Annotated in this window: 18 protein-coding genes; 4 read left to right on the forward strand and 14 right to left on the reverse strand. The window is 61.0% G+C overall.

Annotated features, from left to right (window positions below):
* From AADW23_RS00005 to AADW23_RS00020, 4 genes are all read right to left on the reverse strand, one after another.
* Positions 1-702 (reverse strand): DnaA/Hda family protein, encoded by a 702-nt coding sequence (locus AADW23_RS00005; RefSeq protein ID WP_341862480.1) that lies wholly within the window; start codon positions 700-702, stop codon positions 1-3.
* Positions 702-1,781 carry an AI-2E family transporter gene (locus AADW23_RS00010; protein WP_341862481.1) on the reverse strand — a complete coding sequence of 360 codons (1,080 nt, stop codon included), beginning with the start codon at positions 1,779-1,781 and terminating at the stop codon, positions 702-704. The genes AADW23_RS00005 and AADW23_RS00010 overlap by 1 nt, the downstream gene beginning before the upstream one ends.
* Before the next feature lie 254 nt (positions 1,782-2,035).
* Entirely contained in the window at positions 2,036-2,788 is a 753-nt protein-coding gene (locus AADW23_RS00015) for an alpha/beta hydrolase (RefSeq protein ID WP_341862482.1), read from the reverse strand.
* On the reverse strand, positions 2,785-3,384 hold the full coding sequence (locus AADW23_RS00020) for a 2-hydroxychromene-2-carboxylate isomerase (protein ID WP_341862483.1): 600 nt from the start codon (positions 3,382-3,384) through the stop codon (positions 2,785-2,787). The genes AADW23_RS00015 and AADW23_RS00020 overlap by 4 nt, the downstream gene beginning before the upstream one ends.
* 135 nt (positions 3,385-3,519) lie before the next feature.
* Here AADW23_RS00020 and AADW23_RS00025 point away from each other — a divergent pair, with 135 nt between their 5' ends.
* Positions 3,520-4,548, forward strand: coding sequence for a ribose-phosphate pyrophosphokinase (locus AADW23_RS00025; protein WP_341862484.1), 1,029 nt, complete (start codon positions 3,520-3,522; stop codon positions 4,546-4,548).
* Here the strand turns inward: AADW23_RS00025 and AADW23_RS00030 are convergent.
* From AADW23_RS00030 to AADW23_RS00070, 9 genes are all read right to left on the reverse strand, one after another.
* Entirely contained in the window at positions 4,545-5,162 is a 618-nt protein-coding gene (locus AADW23_RS00030) for a hypothetical protein (protein ID WP_341862485.1), read from the reverse strand. The genes AADW23_RS00025 and AADW23_RS00030 overlap by 4 nt on opposite strands.
* Before the next feature lie 296 nt (positions 5,163-5,458).
* Positions 5,459-5,809: an H-type lectin domain-containing protein gene (locus AADW23_RS00035; RefSeq protein ID WP_341862486.1), complete on the reverse strand. Its 351-nt coding sequence runs from the start codon at positions 5,807-5,809 to the stop codon at positions 5,459-5,461.
* A 151-nt stretch (positions 5,810-5,960) separates the two neighbouring features.
* Positions 5,961-6,359, reverse strand: a complete 399-nt coding sequence (locus AADW23_RS00040; protein ID WP_341862487.1) for a F0F1 ATP synthase subunit epsilon — start codon at positions 6,357-6,359, stop codon at positions 5,961-5,963.
* Positions 6,360-6,454: 95 nt separating this feature from the next.
* Positions 6,455-7,879, reverse strand: coding sequence for a F0F1 ATP synthase subunit beta (atpD, locus tag AADW23_RS00045; RefSeq protein ID WP_341862488.1), 1,425 nt, complete (start codon positions 7,877-7,879; stop codon positions 6,455-6,457).
* A 15-nt stretch (positions 7,880-7,894) separates the two neighbouring features.
* Positions 7,895-8,770: a F0F1 ATP synthase subunit gamma gene (locus AADW23_RS00050; protein ID WP_341862489.1), complete on the reverse strand. Its 876-nt coding sequence runs from the start codon at positions 8,768-8,770 to the stop codon at positions 7,895-7,897.
* A gap of 12 nt (positions 8,771-8,782) precedes the next feature.
* Positions 8,783-10,321, reverse strand: coding sequence for a F0F1 ATP synthase subunit alpha (gene atpA / locus AADW23_RS00055; RefSeq protein ID WP_341862490.1), 1,539 nt, complete (start codon positions 10,319-10,321; stop codon positions 8,783-8,785).
* Entirely contained in the window at positions 10,321-10,881 is a 561-nt protein-coding gene (locus tag AADW23_RS00060; protein WP_341862491.1) for a F0F1 ATP synthase subunit delta, read from the reverse strand. Before AADW23_RS00060 ends, atpA begins: the two co-directional genes overlap by 1 nt.
* Before the next feature lie 329 nt (positions 10,882-11,210).
* Positions 11,211-11,762, reverse strand: a complete 552-nt coding sequence (locus AADW23_RS00065; RefSeq protein WP_341862492.1) for a flavodoxin family protein — start codon at positions 11,760-11,762, stop codon at positions 11,211-11,213.
* Complete coding sequence (locus tag AADW23_RS00070; RefSeq protein ID WP_341862493.1) at positions 11,759-12,517, reverse strand: methyltransferase domain-containing protein; 759 nt, start codon at positions 12,515-12,517, stop codon at positions 11,759-11,761. The genes AADW23_RS00065 and AADW23_RS00070 overlap by 4 nt, the downstream gene beginning before the upstream one ends.
* Positions 12,518-12,609: 92 nt before the next feature.
* Between AADW23_RS00070 and gloB the strand changes: the two genes are divergently transcribed.
* The 3 genes from gloB to AADW23_RS00085 all read left to right on the forward strand — a co-directional run bounded on the left by gloB (position 12,610) and on the right by AADW23_RS00085 (position 17,012).
* Positions 12,610-13,380 carry a hydroxyacylglutathione hydrolase gene (gene gloB, locus AADW23_RS00075; RefSeq protein WP_341862494.1) on the forward strand — a complete coding sequence of 257 codons (771 nt, stop codon included), beginning with the start codon at positions 12,610-12,612 and terminating at the stop codon, positions 13,378-13,380.
* A gap of 200 nt (positions 13,381-13,580) precedes the next feature.
* Positions 13,581-15,914, forward strand: a complete 2,334-nt coding sequence (gene clpA, locus AADW23_RS00080) for an ATP-dependent Clp protease ATP-binding subunit ClpA (RefSeq protein WP_341862495.1) — start codon at positions 13,581-13,583, stop codon at positions 15,912-15,914.
* Positions 15,915-16,166: 252 nt separating this feature from the next.
* On the forward strand, positions 16,167-17,012 hold the full coding sequence (locus AADW23_RS00085) for a M23 family metallopeptidase (protein WP_341862496.1): 846 nt from the start codon (positions 16,167-16,169) through the stop codon (positions 17,010-17,012).
* On the opposite strand, the gene AADW23_RS00090 is transcribed toward AADW23_RS00085, so the two are convergent.
* Positions 17,009-19,408: a peptidoglycan -binding protein gene (locus AADW23_RS00090; RefSeq protein ID WP_341862497.1), complete on the reverse strand. Its 2,400-nt coding sequence runs from the start codon at positions 19,406-19,408 to the stop codon at positions 17,009-17,011. The genes AADW23_RS00085 and AADW23_RS00090 overlap by 4 nt on opposite strands.

Raw genomic sequence — 19,408 nt, forward strand, 5'->3', positions numbered from 1 at the left:
TCACGATGACGTATCATCGGCGGGGGACGCAAGGTCTGCATCGGACAGGGCTTGGCGGGCGTGGGACAGGGAGGGCTTGCGTTTTTCGCTCAGCGACAGGGCATCGACACGGGCCACAAAGGCATCGGCGGCAGCAAAGGAGCGTTCCAACCTTGGGGCTGCATAGTTCAGGATTTGCGGCGACAGGGGCAGTTTACGGTCAAACGCGCGCTTCATCATGACTGCCATCAACAACGCGTCGTCGGGGGCCTCCAGCGTCGCAAGCCCTGCCTGCGCCAGACGGCTGGCCAAATCGGGCAGCTTCGTTCCCCACCGGGACGGGGGTTTGCGGGCTGTGAACAGAAGCGGCGCATTGCGGTGGAACATGGCGTTGTGAAGGTGAAACACCCCCTCCTCCGCTGAAGCGTCGTCGCAGATTGTGTCTGCGTCCTCGACCACAAGGGCGGGGGCCTCTGCCAAGCTCTCGATATTCGCGGCGACGTCTCGGGCGGCAACGATCCGGGCACCGGCTGCCTGAGCGAACACATGGGCCAGGTGGGTCTTGCCCGACGCGGCGGGGCCGCAGAGCACCAGTTTCGACAGGGGCCAGCCCTGCCACCCGTCGATCTGCGATACCGCCCCGGCATTGGCCGAAGAGACAAAGAAATCATCCCGCCCCATCGCCGGGCGAAGGGGGAGGTCAAAGGTCAGTTGCTGCGGCATCAGGCGTCTTCTTCGGTCGTGTCTCGGGCCGCGGTCCCTTGGTAAAGCATCCCCTCTTGGTAGCGTTCCACGAAGTGGCGCACGAGCACGCCGATCACGGCGGCCACAGGGACACCGACGAGCATCCCCACAAAGCCGAAGACCGTGCCAAATGCCGACAGGGCAAAGATCAGCCAAACCGGATGGAGCCCGACCGAGGAGCCGACGAGCTTGGGCGTCAGCACGTTGCCTTCGAGCGCCTGGCCGATCATGAAGATGGCGATGACGCTGAAGATCCACGGCCATTCGCCCCAGAACTGGAACAGCGCCAAACCGATGGCCAGAACCCCCCCCACCAGCGCGCCCACATAGGGGATGAAGGTCAAAAGGCCCGCGATGAGGCCAACCACGAGACCGAATTGCAGACCGACGATCATCAGCGCCACGGCGTAGAACGTCCCCAGCACCAGGCAAACGGTCCCCTGCCCGCGCACGAAGCTGGCCAGCGTGCGGTCGATGCGGGCCGCCAGAAGGCGGATGGTGGGGGCATGGTCGCGCGGCAAAAGCTGGTCGATCCGGGCCACCATCCGGTCCCAGTCCAGCAGCATGTAGAAAGCCACCACGGGCACAACGACGATAAAGACGATGACGTTCACGACGCTCGCGGCTGAGGAGAGGACGGTCTGAAGAAGCTCGGCCCCGCGCGATTGGATCGTCTCCCCCAGATTGATGAGAGAGGTCTGGATCGGGGAGCCTTCATCGAAGGCGTTGGGGAAGCGTTCGGTCAGAAAGGTGCGAAGGTTGTCAAACAGGCCCGGAGCGGCCTCGATCAAGCCGGAGGTTTGCTGCACCAGAAGCGGCACAATCGCCAGGGTGATGGTGACGACGCCGAGGATCAGGAAGACAAAAATGATCGTCGTGGCAATGGCGCGAGAACAACCCATCCGCTCCAGCCGATCGGCTACGGGATCAAGGAAATAGGCGATCGCCCCACCCACAAGGAAGGGCATGATGACGTTTCCCAATACCCAAAGGAGCAGAAGGAAGACCACCGCAGAGGCGGACCAATAGAGAGCTTGTTGCCGGACGGGCAGAGCCATGGAGATGCCTTTCGTTACCCTGTCTTAGATGCGTCAGGCGACGGTGCAGTGCAAGGGGCGGGTCATTCTGGGCGGGGGAGAATGGGCGGTTTGCGCGGAAGCGCGGGGAATTGGGGGGCAGCGCTTAGAAGACATCATCACCGGGGGCCAGCTGACAGACGCGTCCCTCATTGGGGGCCAGCCCCCAAACGCTCCCTTCATTGGGGGCCAGCCCCCAAACCCCCGGAGGTGTATGGGCCAAGATGAAGGCGCACTTATAGCCCGCGAGAGATTGCAGCGGCGGTGAGTTGGGGATGGGTAAGCGGGGCCATGTGGGCCGCGTTGGGAATGAATTGGTAACGGGCGTGGGGGATATCCTTCGCGAGGCGGGTCAATATTTCGGCTATGACGGGGGGAGAGCGGTCGCCTTGTAGCAATAGGGTTGGGGTTTGCAGGCGCGACAAGCGGGGGAGCAGATGGGCGGTGTCCGAGGCCAAGGCGGGCTCGCAGGCAACGGGAACCCAGATGCGGTCCGTGACGTAGGATTGCAGGGCCGGTGCCATGGCGTCAAAGGGCTCTGTCCCCCACAGCGAGAGGAAGATGCGGGCGGCAGCGGATTTGTCACCACGGGCCAAAAGGGCGGGGATATCGGCGGTGAGGGCATCATGGGCGGCGCGGCCGGGACCCGTGGCGGCGCAGAACAGGACCGGTTCGATCAGGGTGAGGGATTTGACGCGCGCCGGGTGATCGAGGGCGAGGCGCAGGGCGATGGCGGCGCCGAAGGAATGACCGATCAGATGTGTGGGTGTTTGGGGCAGATGGGTGGCCGCCTCGGCTGTGGCTTGGTCATGGAAGTCACACGACGCGTCATGGGTGGGGCCGTTCCCGTGGGACAGCAAATCCGGCGCGATCATGGTGAAGCGGTCGCGCAGGTGGCGGGCCATGGGCCCCCAAGCGCCGCCTTGAGCCAAGGTGCAATGGAGCAGCAGCGCCGTTTCCGGCCCGCTGCCCCAGTGTCTGACGCTCATGTCAGGGAAGAGAGGTAGGTATCGAGATCGTCAATACGGTCCTGGCCCCAGAAACGCTCGGACCCGTCGACGATGTAGAAGGGGGCGCCGAAGGCTCCTGCTGTGATCGCTTCTTCCAGGTTGCGGGCATAGACCTCGGCGCCGGACAGCAAGCCACTGTTGACCAGATCACCGTCAAAGCCAGCGCCTTCCAGGGCGGCGCGGATCACGTCATCTTCGGCAATGTTGCGTTCTTCCGCCCAACAGGCCCGGGCCAGAGCGAAAGTGAGCGCACCCAGATTGCCGCCGCCTGCCTTTTGCGCGGCAATCAAGGCATAGGATGAGGGCGCCGGGTTTGTGGGAAAGAACATCGGTTGCAGGTTGATCGGCAGGTCAACCTTTGCCGCTTGGCGGCGCATTTCTTGCAGGCGGTATTCCTGGCGGCTTTCGTGGCGTTGACCGGGTGGCACACCGCCCGTGGCAGCGAAGAGCCCCATCAGATCCAGCGGCTTGTAGGTGACGCTGGCCCCATGTTTGGCGGCGACCGCCTCCATCCGCGTGCCAGCGAGATAGACGTTGGGTGAGAACGTGGCAAAGTAGTAATCGATATGTGCCATCTTGGCCCCCTTCCGGTGGTTGTATGCCCATTTAGGCTTTCGCGGAAGGTGGGCTGAGTGCTAGGGGGTGTCAACAGCTCAGGGGGTGGCCACGTGGGGACGGGGCGACACCCCGCATCTCGGGGACTATTGACTATGGCTGCACAAGATCCAAAACTCATTTCTGGCAATGCGAACAAGACTTTGGCGGAATCCATTGCACGACGCATGTCGATGCACCGGGGCCTGCAAGTGGGCCTTGTGGATGCCCGAGTCGAACGATTCAACGACGGCGAAATCTTCGTAGAGGTCTACGAGAATGTTCGCGGCGAGGACATGTTCATCATCCAACCCACCTCGCGTCCTGCCAATGACAACCTGATGGAACTGCTGGTCATGGCCGACGCGTTGCGCCGGTCCTCGGCCTCGCGCATTACGGCGGTGATCCCCTATTTCGGCTACGCCCGCCAGGATCGCCGCACCAAGGCACGCACGCCAATCACTGCCAAGCTGGTCGCCAACATGATCGCTTCTGGCGGGATTGAAAGGGTTCTGACCATGGACCTGCACGCAGCGCAGATCCAGGGCTTTTTCGATGTTCCGGTGGACAACCTCTACGCTTCTCCGATCTTCGCGTTGGACATTCTGCACCAGTTTGGCGGCGATATGAGCGATGTCATGATCGTGTCTCCCGATGTGGGGGGCGTGGCCCGGGCGCGGGAATTGGCAACCCGGATCGGCGTGCCCCTGTCCATCGTTGACAAGCGCCGAGAGAAGGCTGGCGAAGTGGCCGACATGACCGTGATCGGAGACGTGAGCGGCAAAAAATGTATCATCGTCGATGACATCTGCGATACCGCGGGCACCCTGTGCAAAGCCGCCGAAGTGCTGATGGAAGCCGGTGCGCTGGAAGTGCATTCCTACATCACCCACGGCGTCATGTCTGGCCCCGCGGTGGAGCGGGTCACGAACTCGGTCATGAAATCGCTGGTCATCACCGACACGATTGAGGCAACAGAGGCCGTCACCAATTGCGCCAACATTCGCGTCGTCCCGACCGCGCCGATGTTTGCGCAGTCGATCCTGAATGTCTGGCATGGCACGTCGGTTTCTTCGCTGTTCGATACGGCGTCACTGGTTCCGATTTACGAGAGCCTTTACCCCAACGGCATGTGGGGCCGCTAAGACCCCAAGGCGGAACCCTGAGACGTGGGTTCCGCCCTTGCCGCCTTTGGCGAGAGCACGAAGACCGCAAGCAACAGCGCCTGCCAACCAATATAGAGCGCGGAAAGGCCCGCAAATTCCAGCGCGACATCGTGGTCAAAGAAGGCGGCCACGCCAATGGCCCACCCCGTCGGCAACAGCGTTGCCAAGCCGATACACGTCCATGGGGCTCTGTATCGTGCCACGAAGGCCAAAGGGACCGCCACTGACAGCGTGCCCACGGGGCTTGCGAGACCGTAGGGTAGGATGAAACTCGGGTCGGCATGGTCAAAGAATATGATCGCCACATAGACCGCCCCTGCGATGCCCGCCATTGAGGTGACCAGGAACAACAAGCTGACAACGGCGCGTTGCTTTGCGAATACATGCAGCAACGCTCCGCCGACTAAGCCAAAGGCGATCCCGGCGGTGGATGCGAAGCTAACAAGCAACCCGAGCAAGTCGTCCAGGCCAAGCCCTTGTAGTTTGTCCATTACCGGGGTCAGCGCGGCAGCAGAGAGCCCCCCTGACAGGGTTGCCGCAACAATCGTCCAAAGGATACGCCCTTGCTTCGAGGTGTCGATCACCGGGGTCATAGGAGCGCCTTTCAAGGTCTGCACTGCACCATTGCAAATTAATGAACGGCGTTCAACACATCGAGCGATGCTCTTCGCCTCATCGCCTATCGCCTGCCGAATTGGGTCGGGTCGGGTGAATCACCATGCTCCATCCTTTGATGGGCAAAATCGCGACCCCAAAGGCCGGAGCAATGACGTCCTTGCAGGGGCGTGATCCCGGTTCCCGTCGGCACACGCCTCTTGGCAAGGATCATGTCAGGCGCGTGGTCGCGTCTTGGCATCCAAAGACCAAACCGGCCCATGCTTTTATGGAGCTAAACGACGTCCCAAGCATCCTCGTCGGGGACTTCGCCAATCGCCATCCAGTCAGCCCGGATTCGGGCGATGCGGCTATCGCCCCATGTGCGAAACACCAAAGCGCAGCCGGTTTGGGTGATCCTCTCTACCCGCAAATCCGCGCGTTGGTTTGTATCGCCGCCTGTGTCCCACATGGAGATCGAGACATGCACCATGGGAGGTTCCAGATACGCTTCCGCAAACTCAACCTCTGTCACAGACTCACGGGGGCCATCACCGGTCCACATGGGGCCGTTGTTGGCAAAATCCGAGAACATGACGCTGGACCCTTGGTCGACAGCGATGAGGTTGTTTTTGAAGCGTTTCATATCATCATCGTGGCGTTACGCCCTGTTGATACGCGGATTTCCATGGGGATGCCGTAAAAAATAAATCCAACGGATTATTTTCTTGAAAGCTGATACAAAAACGCCCCCGGCGATGAAACCGAGGGCGCTAAAGTCAAATACTCGACCGAGATCAGCGGCCGATGATCGTGTCCAGCGTGGATGTCAGGTCTGCGTGGTACTTCGCAGCCACATCCGCAGCACCGCCCGTTGCCACAGAAACACGGGCCTCGGACGCAGAGATCAGTTCTTCCACCAAGGGGGCTTCAACTTCCTCGATCGGCAAGGCCATTTCGGCCAGAATCGTCGCCGACGGACCCGCGATATCCGCGAAACCACCGGTGACGAAGTAGGACTTTTCGCCGTCCGTACCCGTGGCTTTCAAGATGCCGGGGCGCAATGTGGTAATCATGGGCGAGTGATCTGGCATCGCTGTCAGGTCCCCGTCTGCGCTGGGGATCTGCACTTCGTTGACCTCGAAAGAGGCCAAACGCCGCTCGGGCGAAACAAGATCGAATTGCATGGTTGCCATGTCGGCCTCCAGTCATAGTGCGAATGGCGGGCTGAACCCCGCCCCACGGTGCCCTTGCAGGCGACCCGTAGGGCGGGATTTTTCCCGCCGTTGGATTAGGCGGCTTCCGCTGCCATTTTCTCGGCTTTGGCGATCACTTCGTCGATGCCACCAACCATGTAGAACGCGCCTTCGGGCAGGTGATCGTATTCACCCGCAACAACTGCCTTGAACGAGGCAATCGTGTCTTCCAGCTGCACCTGAATGCCGTCGGAACCGGTGAAGACCTTCGCCACGTCGAACGGCTGCGAGAGGAAGCGCTGGATCTTACGGGCACGGGCCACGGTCAGCTTATCTTCTTCAGACAGTTCGTCCATGCCGAGAATGGCGATGATGTCCTGCAACGACTTGTAGCGCTGAAGGATACCCTGGACGTCACGGGCAACCTGATAGTGCTCGTCGCCAACAATCGTTGGGTCCATCAGACGCGAGGAGCTATCGAGCGGGTCAACCGCTGGATAGATGCCAAGCTCGGAGATGGCACGCGACAGAACGGTCGTCGCGTCCAGGTGAGCAAAGGTGGTTGCTGGCGCGGGGTCGGTAAGGTCATCCGCAGGCACGTAAACGGCCTGAATGGAGGTAATCGAACCGCGTGTGGTCGATGTAATACGCTCCTGCATGGTACCCATGTCGGTGGCCAGTGTTGGCTGGTAGCCCACAGCGGAAGGGATACGACCCAGAAGGGCGGAAACCTCGGAACCGGCTTGGGTAAAGCGGAAGATGTTGTCGATGAAGAACAACACGTCTGCGCCCGTTGCGTCACGGAACTGTTCCGCGATCGTCAGACCGGACAGAGCAATCCGCATACGCGCACCGGGAGGCTCGTTCATCTGGCCGTAAACCAGCGCAATTTTCGACTCTTCGAGGTTATCGGGAACGATAACGCCGGATTCGATCATCTCGTGGTAAAGGTCGTTCCCTTCACGGGTCCGCTCACCAACGCCCGCGAACACGGACACACCCGAGTGCACCTTCGCGATGTTGTTGATCAGTTCCATGATCAGAACCGTTTTGCCCACGCCGGCACCGCCGAACAGGCCAATCTTACCACCTTTGGAGTAAGGCGCGAGAAGGTCCACAACCTTAATGCCCGTCACGAGGATTTCGGCCTCGGTGGACTGGTCGGCGAAGTCTGGTGCGTCCTGGTGGATGCCGCGACGCTCGTCGGAGGTGACAGGGCCACCTTCGTCAACGGGCTCGCCCACAACGTTCAGAATACGACCCAATGTGCCGGGGCCCACTGGAACCGTGATTGGACCGCCCGTGTCGGTCACTTCCTGACCACGGACAAGACCTTCGGAGGAATCCATCGCGATGGTACGAACCGTACCTTCGCCAAGGTGCTGAGCAACCTCGAGAACCAGACGCTTACCGTCGTTTGTGGTTTCCAAGGCGTTCAGGATCTCCGGCAGGGTGTCGTTGAACTGAACGTCAACGACAGCGCCGATGACCTGCGTAATTTTACCGACTGCATTAGCCATGTGGTGTCTCCGTCGTTAAAGCGCTTCAGCGCCCGAGATAATTTCGATCAGCTCGCTGGTGATGACGGCCTGACGCGAGCGGTTATACTCGATGGTCAGCCGGTCAATCATGTCGCCTGCGTTCCGGGTTGCGTTGTCCATAGCAGACATCCGCGCCCCTTGTTCAGACGCACCATTTTCGAGCAGTGCGGTGAAGATCTGTGTGGCGATCCCGCGGGGAAGAAGGTCTTCCAACACGGCCTCTTCCGAGGGTTCGTATTCATACAGCGTTGCAGGCTCTGCCTCTTCGTTTGCTTCGAACACGGCGGGGATGATCTGAGTTGCCGTAGGCACCTGAGAGATCACCGACTGAAAGCGGTTGAAGAAGATTGTCGCAACGTCGAATTCATCGGCGTCGAAACGGGCCAGAACGTCTGAGGCGATCTCAGCGGCATTGGAATACCCAATGCGTTTGACGTCGGACAGATCGACATGACCGACCAGATGATCGGCATAGTCGCGCTTGATCTGTTCGCGGCCTTTTTTGCCTACGGTCAGGATCTTGATCGTTTTACCTGCCGCCAAAAGCGTTTCGGCGTGGGCACGGGCTTTACGCACGATGGTAGAGTTGAAGCCCCCGCAGAGGCCCCGCTCTGCCGTCATGACGATCAGCAGGTGAACTTGATCCCGGCCATTGCCAGCCAGAAGACGCGGCGCGCCCTCGGAATTGCCAACGGCAGATGCGAGGCCGCTCATCACGGCCTCCATCTTATCCGCATAGGGACGCGCCATCTCCGCTGACTCCTGCGCACGGCGCAGTTTTGCAGCGGCGACCATTTGCATCGCCTTGGTGATCTTGCGGGTCGATTTGACCGACGCGATCCGGTTTTTTAGGTCCTTGAGATTGGGCATGCCAAATCTCCCTTACGCGAAATCGGAGGCGAATTCTTCGATAGCTGCCTTCAGTTTGTCGGCTGCATCACCCTTGATCTTCGGATCTTCGTTCGTGATCCAGTCCAGCACGTCCTTCTTGTTGGAGCGCATGTGGTTCAGAAGACCTTCCTCGAAGCGGCCTACGTCAGCGACGGGCAGCTTGTCGAGGAAACCGTTGGTGCCCGCGAAGATCATTGTCACGATCTCGGCGTTGGTCAGCGGCGAATACTGGGGCTGCTTCATCATCTCGGTCAGACGCGCACCACGGGCCAGAAGGGCTTGGGTGGAAGCATCAAGGTCGGAACCGAACTGAGCAAACGCGGCCATCTCACGATACTGGGCGAGCGACAGCTTCACCGGACCCGCAACGGAGGACATCGCCTTGGTCTGAGCCGAGGAGCCAACCCGCGAAACCGACAGACCGGTGTTCACAGCAGGGCGGATACCCTGGAAGAACAATTCCGTCTCAAGGAAGATCTGGCCGTCGGTGATCGAAATCACGTTGGTCGGAATAAACGCCGAAACGTCGCCACCTTGGGTTTCAATGATCGGCAGAGCCGTCAAGGAACCGGAACCGTTGTCCTCGTTCAGTTTCGAGGACCGCTCCAGCAGACGAGAGTGCAGGTAAAAAACGTCGCCAGGATAGGCTTCGCGGCCTGGTGGGCGACGCAGAAGCAGGGACATCTGACGGTAGGACACGGCCTGCTTGGACAGGTCATCATACACGATCAGCGCGTGACGGCCGTTGTCGCGGAAGTGCTCGGCCATGGCGGTCGCCGCATAAGGCGCGAGGAACTGCATGGGCGCAGGGTCGGAAGCGGTCGCGGCCACAACGATCGTGTATTCGATCGCGCCGGTTTCTTCCAGCTTCTTCACCAACTGCGCCACAGTGGAGCGCTTCTGGCCCACGGCAACGTAGATGCAGTAAAGTTTCTTGCTTTCATCATCACCAGCGGCGTCGTTGTAGGACTTCTGGTTCAGGATGGTGTCGAGCGCCACAGCGGTCTTACCGGTCTGACGGTCGCCAATGATCAGCTCGCGCTGGCCACGACCAACGGGGATCATCGCGTCGATGGCTTTGATACCTGTCGCCATCGGCTCATGCACCGACTTACGAGGGATAATGCCGGGCGCTTTGCTGTCGGCGATGCGACGGTCAGAAGCGTTGATCGGACCTTTGCCGTCCAGCGGGTTACCCAGACCGTCAACAACGCGGCCCAGAAGCTCGTCGCCCGCAGGAACGTCCACGATGGAGTTCGTCCGCTTGACCGTGTCGCCCTCTTTAATGTCCCGGTCGGAACCAAAGATAACAACACCTACGTTGTCTGCTTCAAGGTTCAGGGCCATACCCTGAATGCCACCGGGGAATTCGACCATCTCACCGGCTTGGCAATTGTCGAGGCCATAGACACGGGCAATACCGTCGCCCACAGACAGAACCCGACCAACTTCGGCCACCTGGGCGTCTTGCCCAAACGTCTTGATCTGGTCTTTGAGGATCTGAGAAATCTCAGCTGCTTGGATAGCCATTATCCGACCTCTTTCATCGTATTCTGGAGTGCGTTCAGCTTGGAGCGGACCGACGTGTCGATCATCTTCGAGCCAATTTTTACAACAAGACCGCCGATGATGTCCTCATCCACGGTCGCTTTAACAGTCACGGTCTTGCCAACCTGCGCCTTGAGCGACTTGGTAAGCTTGTCCAGTTGTGTTTTCGTCAGGGCTTTGGCCGAGGTCACTTCGGCGGTCACTTCGCCTTTGTGATCGGCAATGCGCGTCCGCAATTCCGCCAGCAGCGCAGGCAGAACGAACAGGCGGCGCTTTTCGGCCATCAGGCGCAATGTGTTGCCGGTCATCGCCTGCAAATTCATTGCATCCGCCACGCCACCAATCGCCGCAGCGGTTTGCTCGCGGCTGTAGATCGGTGAGTGGATTAGATCGCGCAGATCAGCACTTTCGGAAAGAGCCGCGTCGAGTGCATCGACGTCCCCCTCCAGCGCTGGAAGCGCTTTGGCCTCAGAGGCCAACTCAAACATCGCGGTCGCGTAGCGCGCGGCAATGCCGGTCGAGATCGAAGCAGGTTCGCTCACATCAACCCTTTCATATGCACGTCCAGTGGTCGGGAAGCGTGGTGATGCCTCTCGATATGACGTGTCAGGGCGGCCCAATCCGCCCGTTCCCCGGTAAATCGAGCGTGATGTAGCAGAGGGTTTGAATTGCTGCAACCGTCCTGAAAAGAGGCGGATTTGCCGACAAACTTAATAAAAACAGGGCGTTGAGTGGAAATTTCTGCGGTGCGGCGGTTTGCCCGTTAAAAATGCGCGGCCCAATTTGGCGATTCTTAACGGTTTAATGAAGACGCCCTACCAAATTCGCACAGAAGGTGGGGGTATCCGATGGTTTCGCGCGCACCGTGGCACTACGCCCCCGCCCCGGCCTGCCAACGTCGCGTGGCACCGGCCAGACGCACGCCGTACAGGCGGGCCGTTTCCAGATCCAAGGCGTCCAGAAGCCTGTCCGGGGCCTGCGCATCGGTCGCCATCAGCCCCAGCCACGATCCGTCTTGATTGATGCCGGGGCGATCCTCGATCACCGGGGTGCCGATCTCGGCCTGCCCGACCCAGATCATGCCCATCTGGGCCGCGAAGGTCACCAGCCGCTGCAAGGCAAATCCCTTGTCCCCCGAGGGGTGGCACGCCACGGTGAAACCGCCCGCCAGCTTGTCGCGCCATTGGCCCGTGTGCCATCGCGGGCCCGAGACCTCTTCAAGGAATTGATCAAATCGCGCCGCGGTGGACCCCATGTAGGTCGGCGCCCCGAAGGCAATGGCCGTGGCCGCGTCCAGTGCAGCCCAATCGTCGGGCCGGATCGCTTCCACGTCTATCACCCGCGCGTCCCCCGCGCCGTCGGCAATAGCCCGCGCCAAAAGCGCCGTGTGACCGGCACCGCTAAAGTAGGGAATGCAGATCATCCAACGTGTCTCCCCGACACGCCCACGGGCTGCGGGCTGCCTTCCAGCACGCGCAAGGGGCGGCTTACCCGCTCTGCAAGGCCCGGTTTGCGACGGGCCGGAATGCGTTTGGAGACCTCGATCAAAATGACCCCCCCGGCGCGATTACGGATGAGCTTGGTACCGAGGCTCTCCAGCATGTCGGCGGATTGCAACCAGAACCGTTTCGGCGACGGAAGTGCAAACAACGCGGCGGCATGGCGTTGGGGGATGAAGTCGAACGCCTCTAACTGCGCCTCTAGCTGGCCCAGGGAATAGGGCCGCCCAAAACCGAATGGCGTCCCATCGCGCCGGGCCCAAAGACCCATCCGGTTGGGCACCACAAACATCGCCCGCCCGCCCGGTGCCAGAACTCGCTGACATTCGTCCAGAACTGACGCGGGATGCTCAGACGTCTCTAACCCGTGCAGACAAATCAGTTTATCCGCCTGTCCCGTTTGAACGGGCCACAACCCCTCACGACACAGAAGTGAGACATTATCCATCCCCGCAGGCCAAGGCATCACCCCCTGCTGCGCGGGCATCACGCCGATGACCCGTTGCGCGTCGGCCAGATAGGGGCGCATCAGGGGGACCGCAAAGCCAAAGCCCACCACGGTTTCGCCCTTGGCCGAGGGCCACATCCCCAACATGCGTTCACGCACCGCTTTCTGAGCAATCCGCCCCAGCCGCGTGCGGTAGTAGAACTGCCGCAGATCAATGACATCCAAATGCACGGCGATGTGCTCCCCTTAAAAGCCGATTGCATACCTATCGCCCACATCGCAGGCTACTGGGCAAATCTTTAACTGAAGAGAGCGTAAAGACCATGGCCGATCCGCAGATCATCACCATCCCCTGCCTTGAAGACAACTACGCCTTCCTTCTGCATGATCCGGCAACCGGCGCGACCGCTTGCATCGACGCCCCTGAGCCTGCGCCGATTTTGGCCGAGCTCCAGACCCGCGGCTGGACCCTGTCCGACATCCTCATCACTCACCACCATTGGGACCATATTGATGGGGTCGAGGCGCTTGTCTCCGCCACCGGCGCGAAGGTTTGGGGCGGTGCTGCCGATGCCCACCGCCTGCCGCCGTTGGATCATGCGGTGTCCGAAGGGGACACGGTCGCCATCGGCACGCTGTCGGGCGCGGTGCTGGATGTATCCGGCCATTCGCTTGGGCATATTGCGTTCCACTTTCCGGCCGCCAAGGCCGCTTTCACTGCCGATAGCTTGATGGCCCTGGGCTGTGGGCGCTTGTTTGAAGGCACACCAGCACAGATGTATGACAGCCTTCAAAAGCTGGCCGCCCTGCCCGCTGACACGATTGTGTATTCCGGCCATGAATACACCGCGTCGAATGCGCGGTTTGCGTTAACTATTGAACCGGACAATCCAGACCTTATCTCTCGGGTAGCGCGCATCACCGCTGCCCGTGCGGCCGGTGAGGCGACCGTCCCTTCGACACTGGCCGAGGAATTGGCCACGAACCCCTTCCTGCGGGCTGACCAACCCGCCATCGCTGCCACCCTTAACCTGACCGGCGCGGACCCTGTCCGTGTCTTCACCCAGATCCGCGCTCAAAAAGATGCGTTCTAGGCGAAAGACAGAAAAGTCATAAACACCAAGGCGTTAGATCGAAACAAAGGCCGTTTTCCCCGACGATCTTGGTCGAAACACGCTGTGTTGATGCGAATTTGCTTGAAACCTGCCCGTGGAAAGCAAAATTTAACTATATGAGGCCACGATCGAGCGATGGGTTACGGCCCGCCTCGATGCAGACGAAAGGAGCACAGATAGTGCCGTCTTTTTCGAACACACTGGAACAGGCCATCCACGCCGCTTTGGCCAACGCCAACGCACGTCGCCACGAATTGGCCACGTTGGAGCACCTGCTTCTCGCGCTTATTGATGAACCCGACGCGCAAAAGGTCATGAAGGCCTGCTCGGTTGATATCGACGTGCTGCGCGACACGCTGTCCAAATTCATCGACGATGATCTGTCGACGCTTGAAACCGATGTTGAAGGGTCCGAGGCTGTGCCAACGGCTGCCTTCCAACGGGTGATCCAACGTGCCGCGATCCACGTCCAATCCTCGGGCCGGACCGAAGTGACCGGGGCCAATGTCCTGGTCGCCATCTTCGCCGAGCGTGAGTCGAATGCCGCCTATTTCCTGCAAGAGCAGGATATGACCCGGTATGACGCGGTCAATTTCATCGCCCACGGGGTCGCCAAAGACCCCAGCTACGGCGAAGCGCGTCCGGTGACCGGGGCCGAAGATGAAGGCTCCGCATCCCCCAACCTGCAAGAAGAAGCCGTGCAGGAAGAAAAGGAATCAGCCCTCGCGAAGTACTGCGTCGATCTGAACGCCAAGGCGATCAAGGGCGATGTCGACCCGCTGATTGGCCGCGCGTCCGAGGTGGAGCGTTGCATTCAAGTGCTGTGCCGCCGCCGCAAGAATAACCCGCTTCTGGTGGGGGATCCCGGCGTTGGTAAAACGGCGATTGCAGAAGGCTTGGCCAAGAAGATCGTAGAGGGGGAGACCCCCGAAGTGCTGGAAGGCGCCACGATCTATTCGCTCGATATGGGCGCACTGCTTGCCGGCACCCGCTATCGTGGCGACTTTGAAGAGCGTCTGAAAGCCGTGGTGAAAGAGCTTGAAGACCACCCGGACGCGGTTTTGTTCATCGACGAAATCCACACCGTTATCGGTGCGGGCGCGACGTCGGGTGGGGCGATGGATGCCTCCAACCTGCTGAAGCCCGCGCTGCAAGGCGGCGGCCTGCGTTGCATGGGCTCCACCACCTACAAAGAGTTCCGCCAACACTTCGAGAAAGACCGCGCCCTGTCGCGGCGTTTCCAGAAGATCGACGTGGCAGAGCCTTCGGTAGATGACGCGGTGAAGATCCTCAAAGGGCTAAAACCGTATTTTGAGGAGCATCACGGGGTGAAATACACCGCCGATGCGATCAAGACATCGGTGGAGCTGGCCTCTCGCTATATCAACGACCGCAAGCTGCCCGACAGCGCGATCGACGTGATTGATGAAGCGGGCGCGGCGCAGCATCTGGTGGTGGAAAGCAAGCGTCGCAAGACGATTGGCACCAAGGAAGTGGAAGATGTGGTCGCCAAGATCGCCCGCATTCCGCCCAAGAACGTGTCGAAGGATGACGCCATCGTGCTGAAAGACCTTGAAGTGTCCCTGAAACGGGTTGTCTTCGGGCAGGACAAGGCGATTGAGGCACTGTCTTCCTCCATCAAACTGGCCCGCGCCGGCCTGCGGGAGCCTGAGAAGCCCATCGGCAACTACCTGTTCGCAGGCCCCACAGGGGTGGGTAAAACCGAGGTCGCCAAGCAGTTGGCCGACACCCTGGGCGTGGAACTGATCCGTTTCGACATGTCCGAGTACATGGAGAAACACGCGGTGTCCCGCCTGATCGGTGCCCCTCCGGGCTATGTGGGCTTTGACCAAGGTGGCCTTCTGACCGACGGCATCGACCAGCATCCCCATTGTGTGCTGCTGTTGGATGAGATCGAAAAAGCGCACCCCGATGTGTTCAACATCCTGCTCCAGATCATGGATCACGGCACGTTGACGGATCACAACGGACGCTCGGTCGATTTCCGCAATGTGGTGCTGATCATGACCTCCAACGCGGGTGCGGCGGAACAGGCGAAAGCCGCTATTGGCTTTAACCGTGATCGCCGTGAAGGCGAAGACACCGCCGCGATTGAACGCACGTTCACGCCGGAATTCCGCAACCGTCTGGATGCGGTCATCTCCTTCGGTGCCCTGCCCAAGAGCGTCATCTTGCAGGTGGTCGAAAAGTTCGTGCTGCAATTGGAAGCGCAACTGATGGACCGCAATGTTACGATCGAACTGACGAAACCGGCGGCCGAATGGCTGGCGGACAAAGGCTACGATGATCGCATGGGCGCGCGTCCCCTTGGCCGCGTGATCCAGGAGCACATCAAGAAACCTCTGGCGGAAGAGCTGTTGTTTGGCAAACTTGCCAAAGGCGGCAACGTGAAGGTCGGCGTCAAGGATGGGGCCATTGACCTGCGGGTGGATGAAGCGGGCAGCCCCCGCCTTTCGCCCAAGAAGAAGCCGCCGCTTCTGACCGCCGATTGATGTCAGCGCATCGATGAAAATCCCAATGGGCCGAGGATCATTCCTCGGCCCTTTTGCTTTGGCACATCCCTCTGGTCGCCGGTTTCCCTTAGCCTTCCTGTGTCAGTGTTCTAGGGTTCCTCTGGTACAGTCCGTTTCCGAAAGCACCCCATGCGCGCGTTGATCGTTCTTATACTCTCCTCCCTTCCAGCCGCCGCGCAGGATGCCCCCGCTCTCACGTTTCCGGTCGATTGCGAATTGGGCGAAACTTGCATGATCCAACAAATGATGGACCACGATCCCGGCCCCGGCGCTCGGGACTTCACCTGCGGTCCGATGACCTATGATGGCCATAGCGGCACCGACATCCGCGCCCCGGATATGGAGGCTTTGGCAGCAGGCATCCCGATCCTCGCCGCCGCCCCCGGAACCATCCTTGGCACCCGCAACAGCGTGCCAGACACGGGTATTGGCGGCTTTCCTGAGGGCCAGGACTGCGGAAACGGGGTGGTGATCGAGCATGAGAACGGCTGGCAAACCCAGTATTGCCACATGGCCCAAGGCTCCGTTCTGGTCCGCACCGGGGACGTGGTCGCTGGCGGAGACCCTTTGGGTGAGATGGGTTTTTCGGGAAGCACCGAGTTTCCCCACCTCCATATGACCCTGCGCCATGGGGGGCAGGTAGTTGACCCCTTCGCCCCGACCGGCACCGCCACCTGCGGCGAAGATGCCACGCCTCTTTGGGCCGAGCCGGTGCCATTGGCCCAAGGTGGCATCCTGAGCGTTGGTTTTGCCCAGGCCGTGCCGGAATTTGATGCGATCCGGGAAGGCACGGCGGATGCCGCCACGCTAACAACCGATGCCGATGCCGTCGTTATTTGGGGCTTTTTCCACGGCGGGCGCGCGGGCGATATCGTCACCGCCACCATCACCGCCCCCGATGGCACGGTGTTTCACACCCAAGAGATCGCTCTGGATGCGACCCAAGCGCAGCTTTTCCGGGCCACGGGGCGCCGGATACGCGAACCGATTGCGCCGGGACAATACACAGGCACCATCACGTTAGGCCGAGAGGGCGTGCTCCTCGACAGTGCGACCACTCTGATTTCAGTGAATTAGCGCTCGGTCAGCTTCAGCTCGATCCGCCGGTTTGCCGCCTGCCCCGACGCCGTCGCGTTCGAGGCAATCGGGCGATGTTCTCCGAACCCGGTAGCAGCCAGACGGCGCGGCGGAATGCCGAGTTGTTCGCTCATGTAGAGCACCACGGCCAAGGCGCGGGCTTGGCTGAGTTCCCAATTGTTGGCGTAGGCCGCCCCTTCGCGCAGTTGCTGGTCGTCGGTATGACCGTCCACGCGGATGATCCAGTCAATCGCTTCGGGGATGTCTTCGGCGATCTCCAACAGCAATTCGGCCACGTTTTCGATTTGCGCCAACCCTTCATCGGCAAGGTCGGCCGAGCCCACTTCGAATAGCACTTCAGAGGAGAACACAAAACGATCCCCTTCGATCCGCACCCCTTCACGGCCCTCCAGCAACTCGCGCAGACGCCCGAAGAATTCCGAACGGTAGCGCTCCAATTCCTGCGCTTCGGCGGCCAGACGCGCCACCTCGGCGGCCTCGAGTTCGGCACGGGCGCGTTCTTCGGCGGCCAATTGTGCCAGCGCCGTATTGAGCCTGGAGCCCAAGGCCTGAATCTGCACCTGCGCCTCTTCATCGCGGTCCTCAGACAGGGAAAGCAGCGACTGGAGCGAGCCCAATTGTGCCCGCAACGCCGCGACCTGTTCGTTCAACAGGGCCACCTGCTGCGCACTTTGCGTGGATTGGGCTTGGGTTGCTTCAAGCTCTTGATTGGCCTGCGCCAGAAGGGCATCGCGGCGTTCAGCATCGGACAGCGCTTCGGCCAAGGCCGTTTCCGTCGATTGACGCGCCGCGAGGGCGGCGGCCAGTTGCGCCTCCAGGGCGGTCAAATCTCCGGCTGTATTGGCGGCTTCTGCGGCCTGGGCCTCGGACGCGGCGATGGTGGCCTCCAGTTCGGCAACCCGGGCGGCGGCGCTGGCCTCGGCGCTTTCAAGGCGCGACAGCGTGAGGGCCAATTGCCGTTCCAACTCTGTCATTTCGCCGTTCTGTGTGGAAAGCGCGGCCTCGGCCCGGTCCAGTTCCAATCGGGCAGCGGCAAGGGCATCGGCAAGGGACGCCGCCTCCCCCTGCCCCTCATCCGCACGCGCCAAAGCGCCGGCAAGGCGCGTCGCCAGATCGTCACGGGCGGCATCGGCGGCGGCCAGCAACGTCAAGGTATCCTCGGCCCGCTGGCGCTGTTCCTCCAAGGCCAGCGACATGGCGGTCAACTCGGCGTCGGCATCTTCCAGACGGCGACGCAGTGCTTCGGCGGCGGCGGCCTCTGCCAAACGACCCGCCTCTTCTTCGGACAGGGTGGCGGTTGTGGCATCCAATTGCGTGCGCAGGGCGGCGGCGGCGGCGGCTTCGGCCAGACGCGCGGCTTCTTCCTCGGAAAGGGCTGCTTGCAGATCACCCAAACGCGCCCGCAATGCCTCGGCGGCAGCAAGATCAGCAAGGCGCGCGGCCTCTTCTTCGGAGAGTTCCGCTTCCGCTTCTGCCAGACGCAGGCGCAGGGCCTCGGCGGCGGCGGCTTCCGCCAATCGCGCCGTCTCTGCTTCGGTCAGTTCCCCCTCAACCCCTTGCAGGCGAGAGAGAAGTTCTTCGGTTTGCTCGTCACCACTGGCCAGCGCGGCCAAAGCCGCTGTCAGGGACCGGTCGCTATCGACCAGCGATCCCGCCAGTTGCGCGTTGCGGGTTTCGGCCCCGGCCAGCGCGGTCAGGGCTTGGGTCAACGCGGTCTGACGCGCCTCCAACTCGGATGAGGTAGACGACAAAGCGGCCAAAGCCTCGGCCAGAGAGGTTTCGCGGGCGGCCCCTTCGGCCTCCAGATCCGCGATCAACGCCTCCAGCGCCTCGCGGCGGGCCGCTGCCAACCTTGCGGCTTCGGAGGCTTCGTCAATCTCGGATCGGGCCGTGGCCAGCGCGAGGTTCAAGGCCTCGGCCTGGGTCATCGCCTCGGCCAGTTCGGCCTCTGTCTGCGCCTGCCCTGCCGCCAAATCCGAGTTCCGCGCCAACAGCCCCGCAACCTGTTCTTCAAACGCCACGATCTGCGCCGATTGCGTGGCACTTTGCGCCGTCAACGTTGCAATCAATGCCTCTTGCGCGGCGGCTTCTGCCTCTGCGTCGGAGAGGGAGCCGGAAAGCGTCGCGACCCGCGATTCCAATTGCCCGGCGCGGGCCTCTTCCAGCCCCAAGGCTTGGGCCAGTTGGTTTACCTGCGCAGTCAGGGAATTGAGTTCATCGTCCTGGGTGCTGATCTCTTCCGACAGCACGTATTGCATGACCATGAAGATGGTCAGCACGAAAATCATCACCATCAACAGCGCCGTGATCGCATCCACAAAGCCGGGCCAAATCGCCCCGGACATGCCTTGTTTGCTGCCGCGATGAAAGGCCAT

This window comes from Gymnodinialimonas sp. 57CJ19 (genome assembly GCF_038396845.1).
GTDB lineage: Bacteria > Pseudomonadota > Alphaproteobacteria > Rhodobacterales > Rhodobacteraceae > Gymnodinialimonas.

Bases quoted from the DNA above. Each gene is read 5' to 3' on its own strand.
- AADW23_RS00005 (WP_341862480.1), bottom strand. From the start codon at position 702: ATGCCGCAGCAACTGACCTTTGACCTCCCCCTTCGCCCGGCGATGGGG.
- AADW23_RS00010 (WP_341862481.1), bottom strand. From the start codon at position 1,781: ATGGCTCTGCCCGTCCGGCAACAAGCTCTCTATTGGTCCGCCTCTGCG.
- AADW23_RS00015 (WP_341862482.1), bottom strand. From the start codon at position 2,788: ATGAGCGTCAGACACTGGGGCAGCGGGCCGGAAACGGCGCTGCTGCTC.
- AADW23_RS00020 (WP_341862483.1), bottom strand. From the start codon at position 3,384: ATGGCACATATCGATTACTACTTTGCCACGTTCTCACCCAACGTCTAT.
- AADW23_RS00025 (WP_341862484.1), top strand. From the start codon at position 3,520: ATGGCTGCACAAGATCCAAAACTCATTTCTGGCAATGCGAACAAGACT.
- AADW23_RS00030 (WP_341862485.1), bottom strand. From the start codon at position 5,162: ATGACCCCGGTGATCGACACCTCGAAGCAAGGGCGTATCCTTTGGACG.
- AADW23_RS00035 (WP_341862486.1), bottom strand. From the start codon at position 5,809: ATGAAACGCTTCAAAAACAACCTCATCGCTGTCGACCAAGGGTCCAGC.
- AADW23_RS00040 (WP_341862487.1), bottom strand. From the start codon at position 6,359: ATGGCAACCATGCAATTCGATCTTGTTTCGCCCGAGCGGCGTTTGGCC.
- atpD (WP_341862488.1), bottom strand. From the start codon at position 7,879: ATGGCTAATGCAGTCGGTAAAATTACGCAGGTCATCGGCGCTGTCGTT.
- AADW23_RS00050 (WP_341862489.1), bottom strand. From the start codon at position 8,770: ATGCCCAATCTCAAGGACCTAAAAAACCGGATCGCGTCGGTCAAATCG.
- atpA (WP_341862490.1), bottom strand. From the start codon at position 10,321: ATGGCTATCCAAGCAGCTGAGATTTCTCAGATCCTCAAAGACCAGATC.
- AADW23_RS00065 (WP_341862492.1), bottom strand. From the start codon at position 11,762: ATGATCTGCATTCCCTACTTTAGCGGTGCCGGTCACACGGCGCTTTTG.
- gloB (WP_341862494.1), top strand. From the start codon at position 12,610: ATGGCCGATCCGCAGATCATCACCATCCCCTGCCTTGAAGACAACTAC.
- AADW23_RS00085 (WP_341862496.1), top strand. From the start codon at position 16,167: ATGATCCAACAAATGATGGACCACGATCCCGGCCCCGGCGCTCGGGAC.
- AADW23_RS00090 (WP_341862497.1), bottom strand. From the start codon at position 19,408: ATGGCCTTTCATCGCGGCAGCAAACAAGGCATGTCCGGGGCGATTTGG.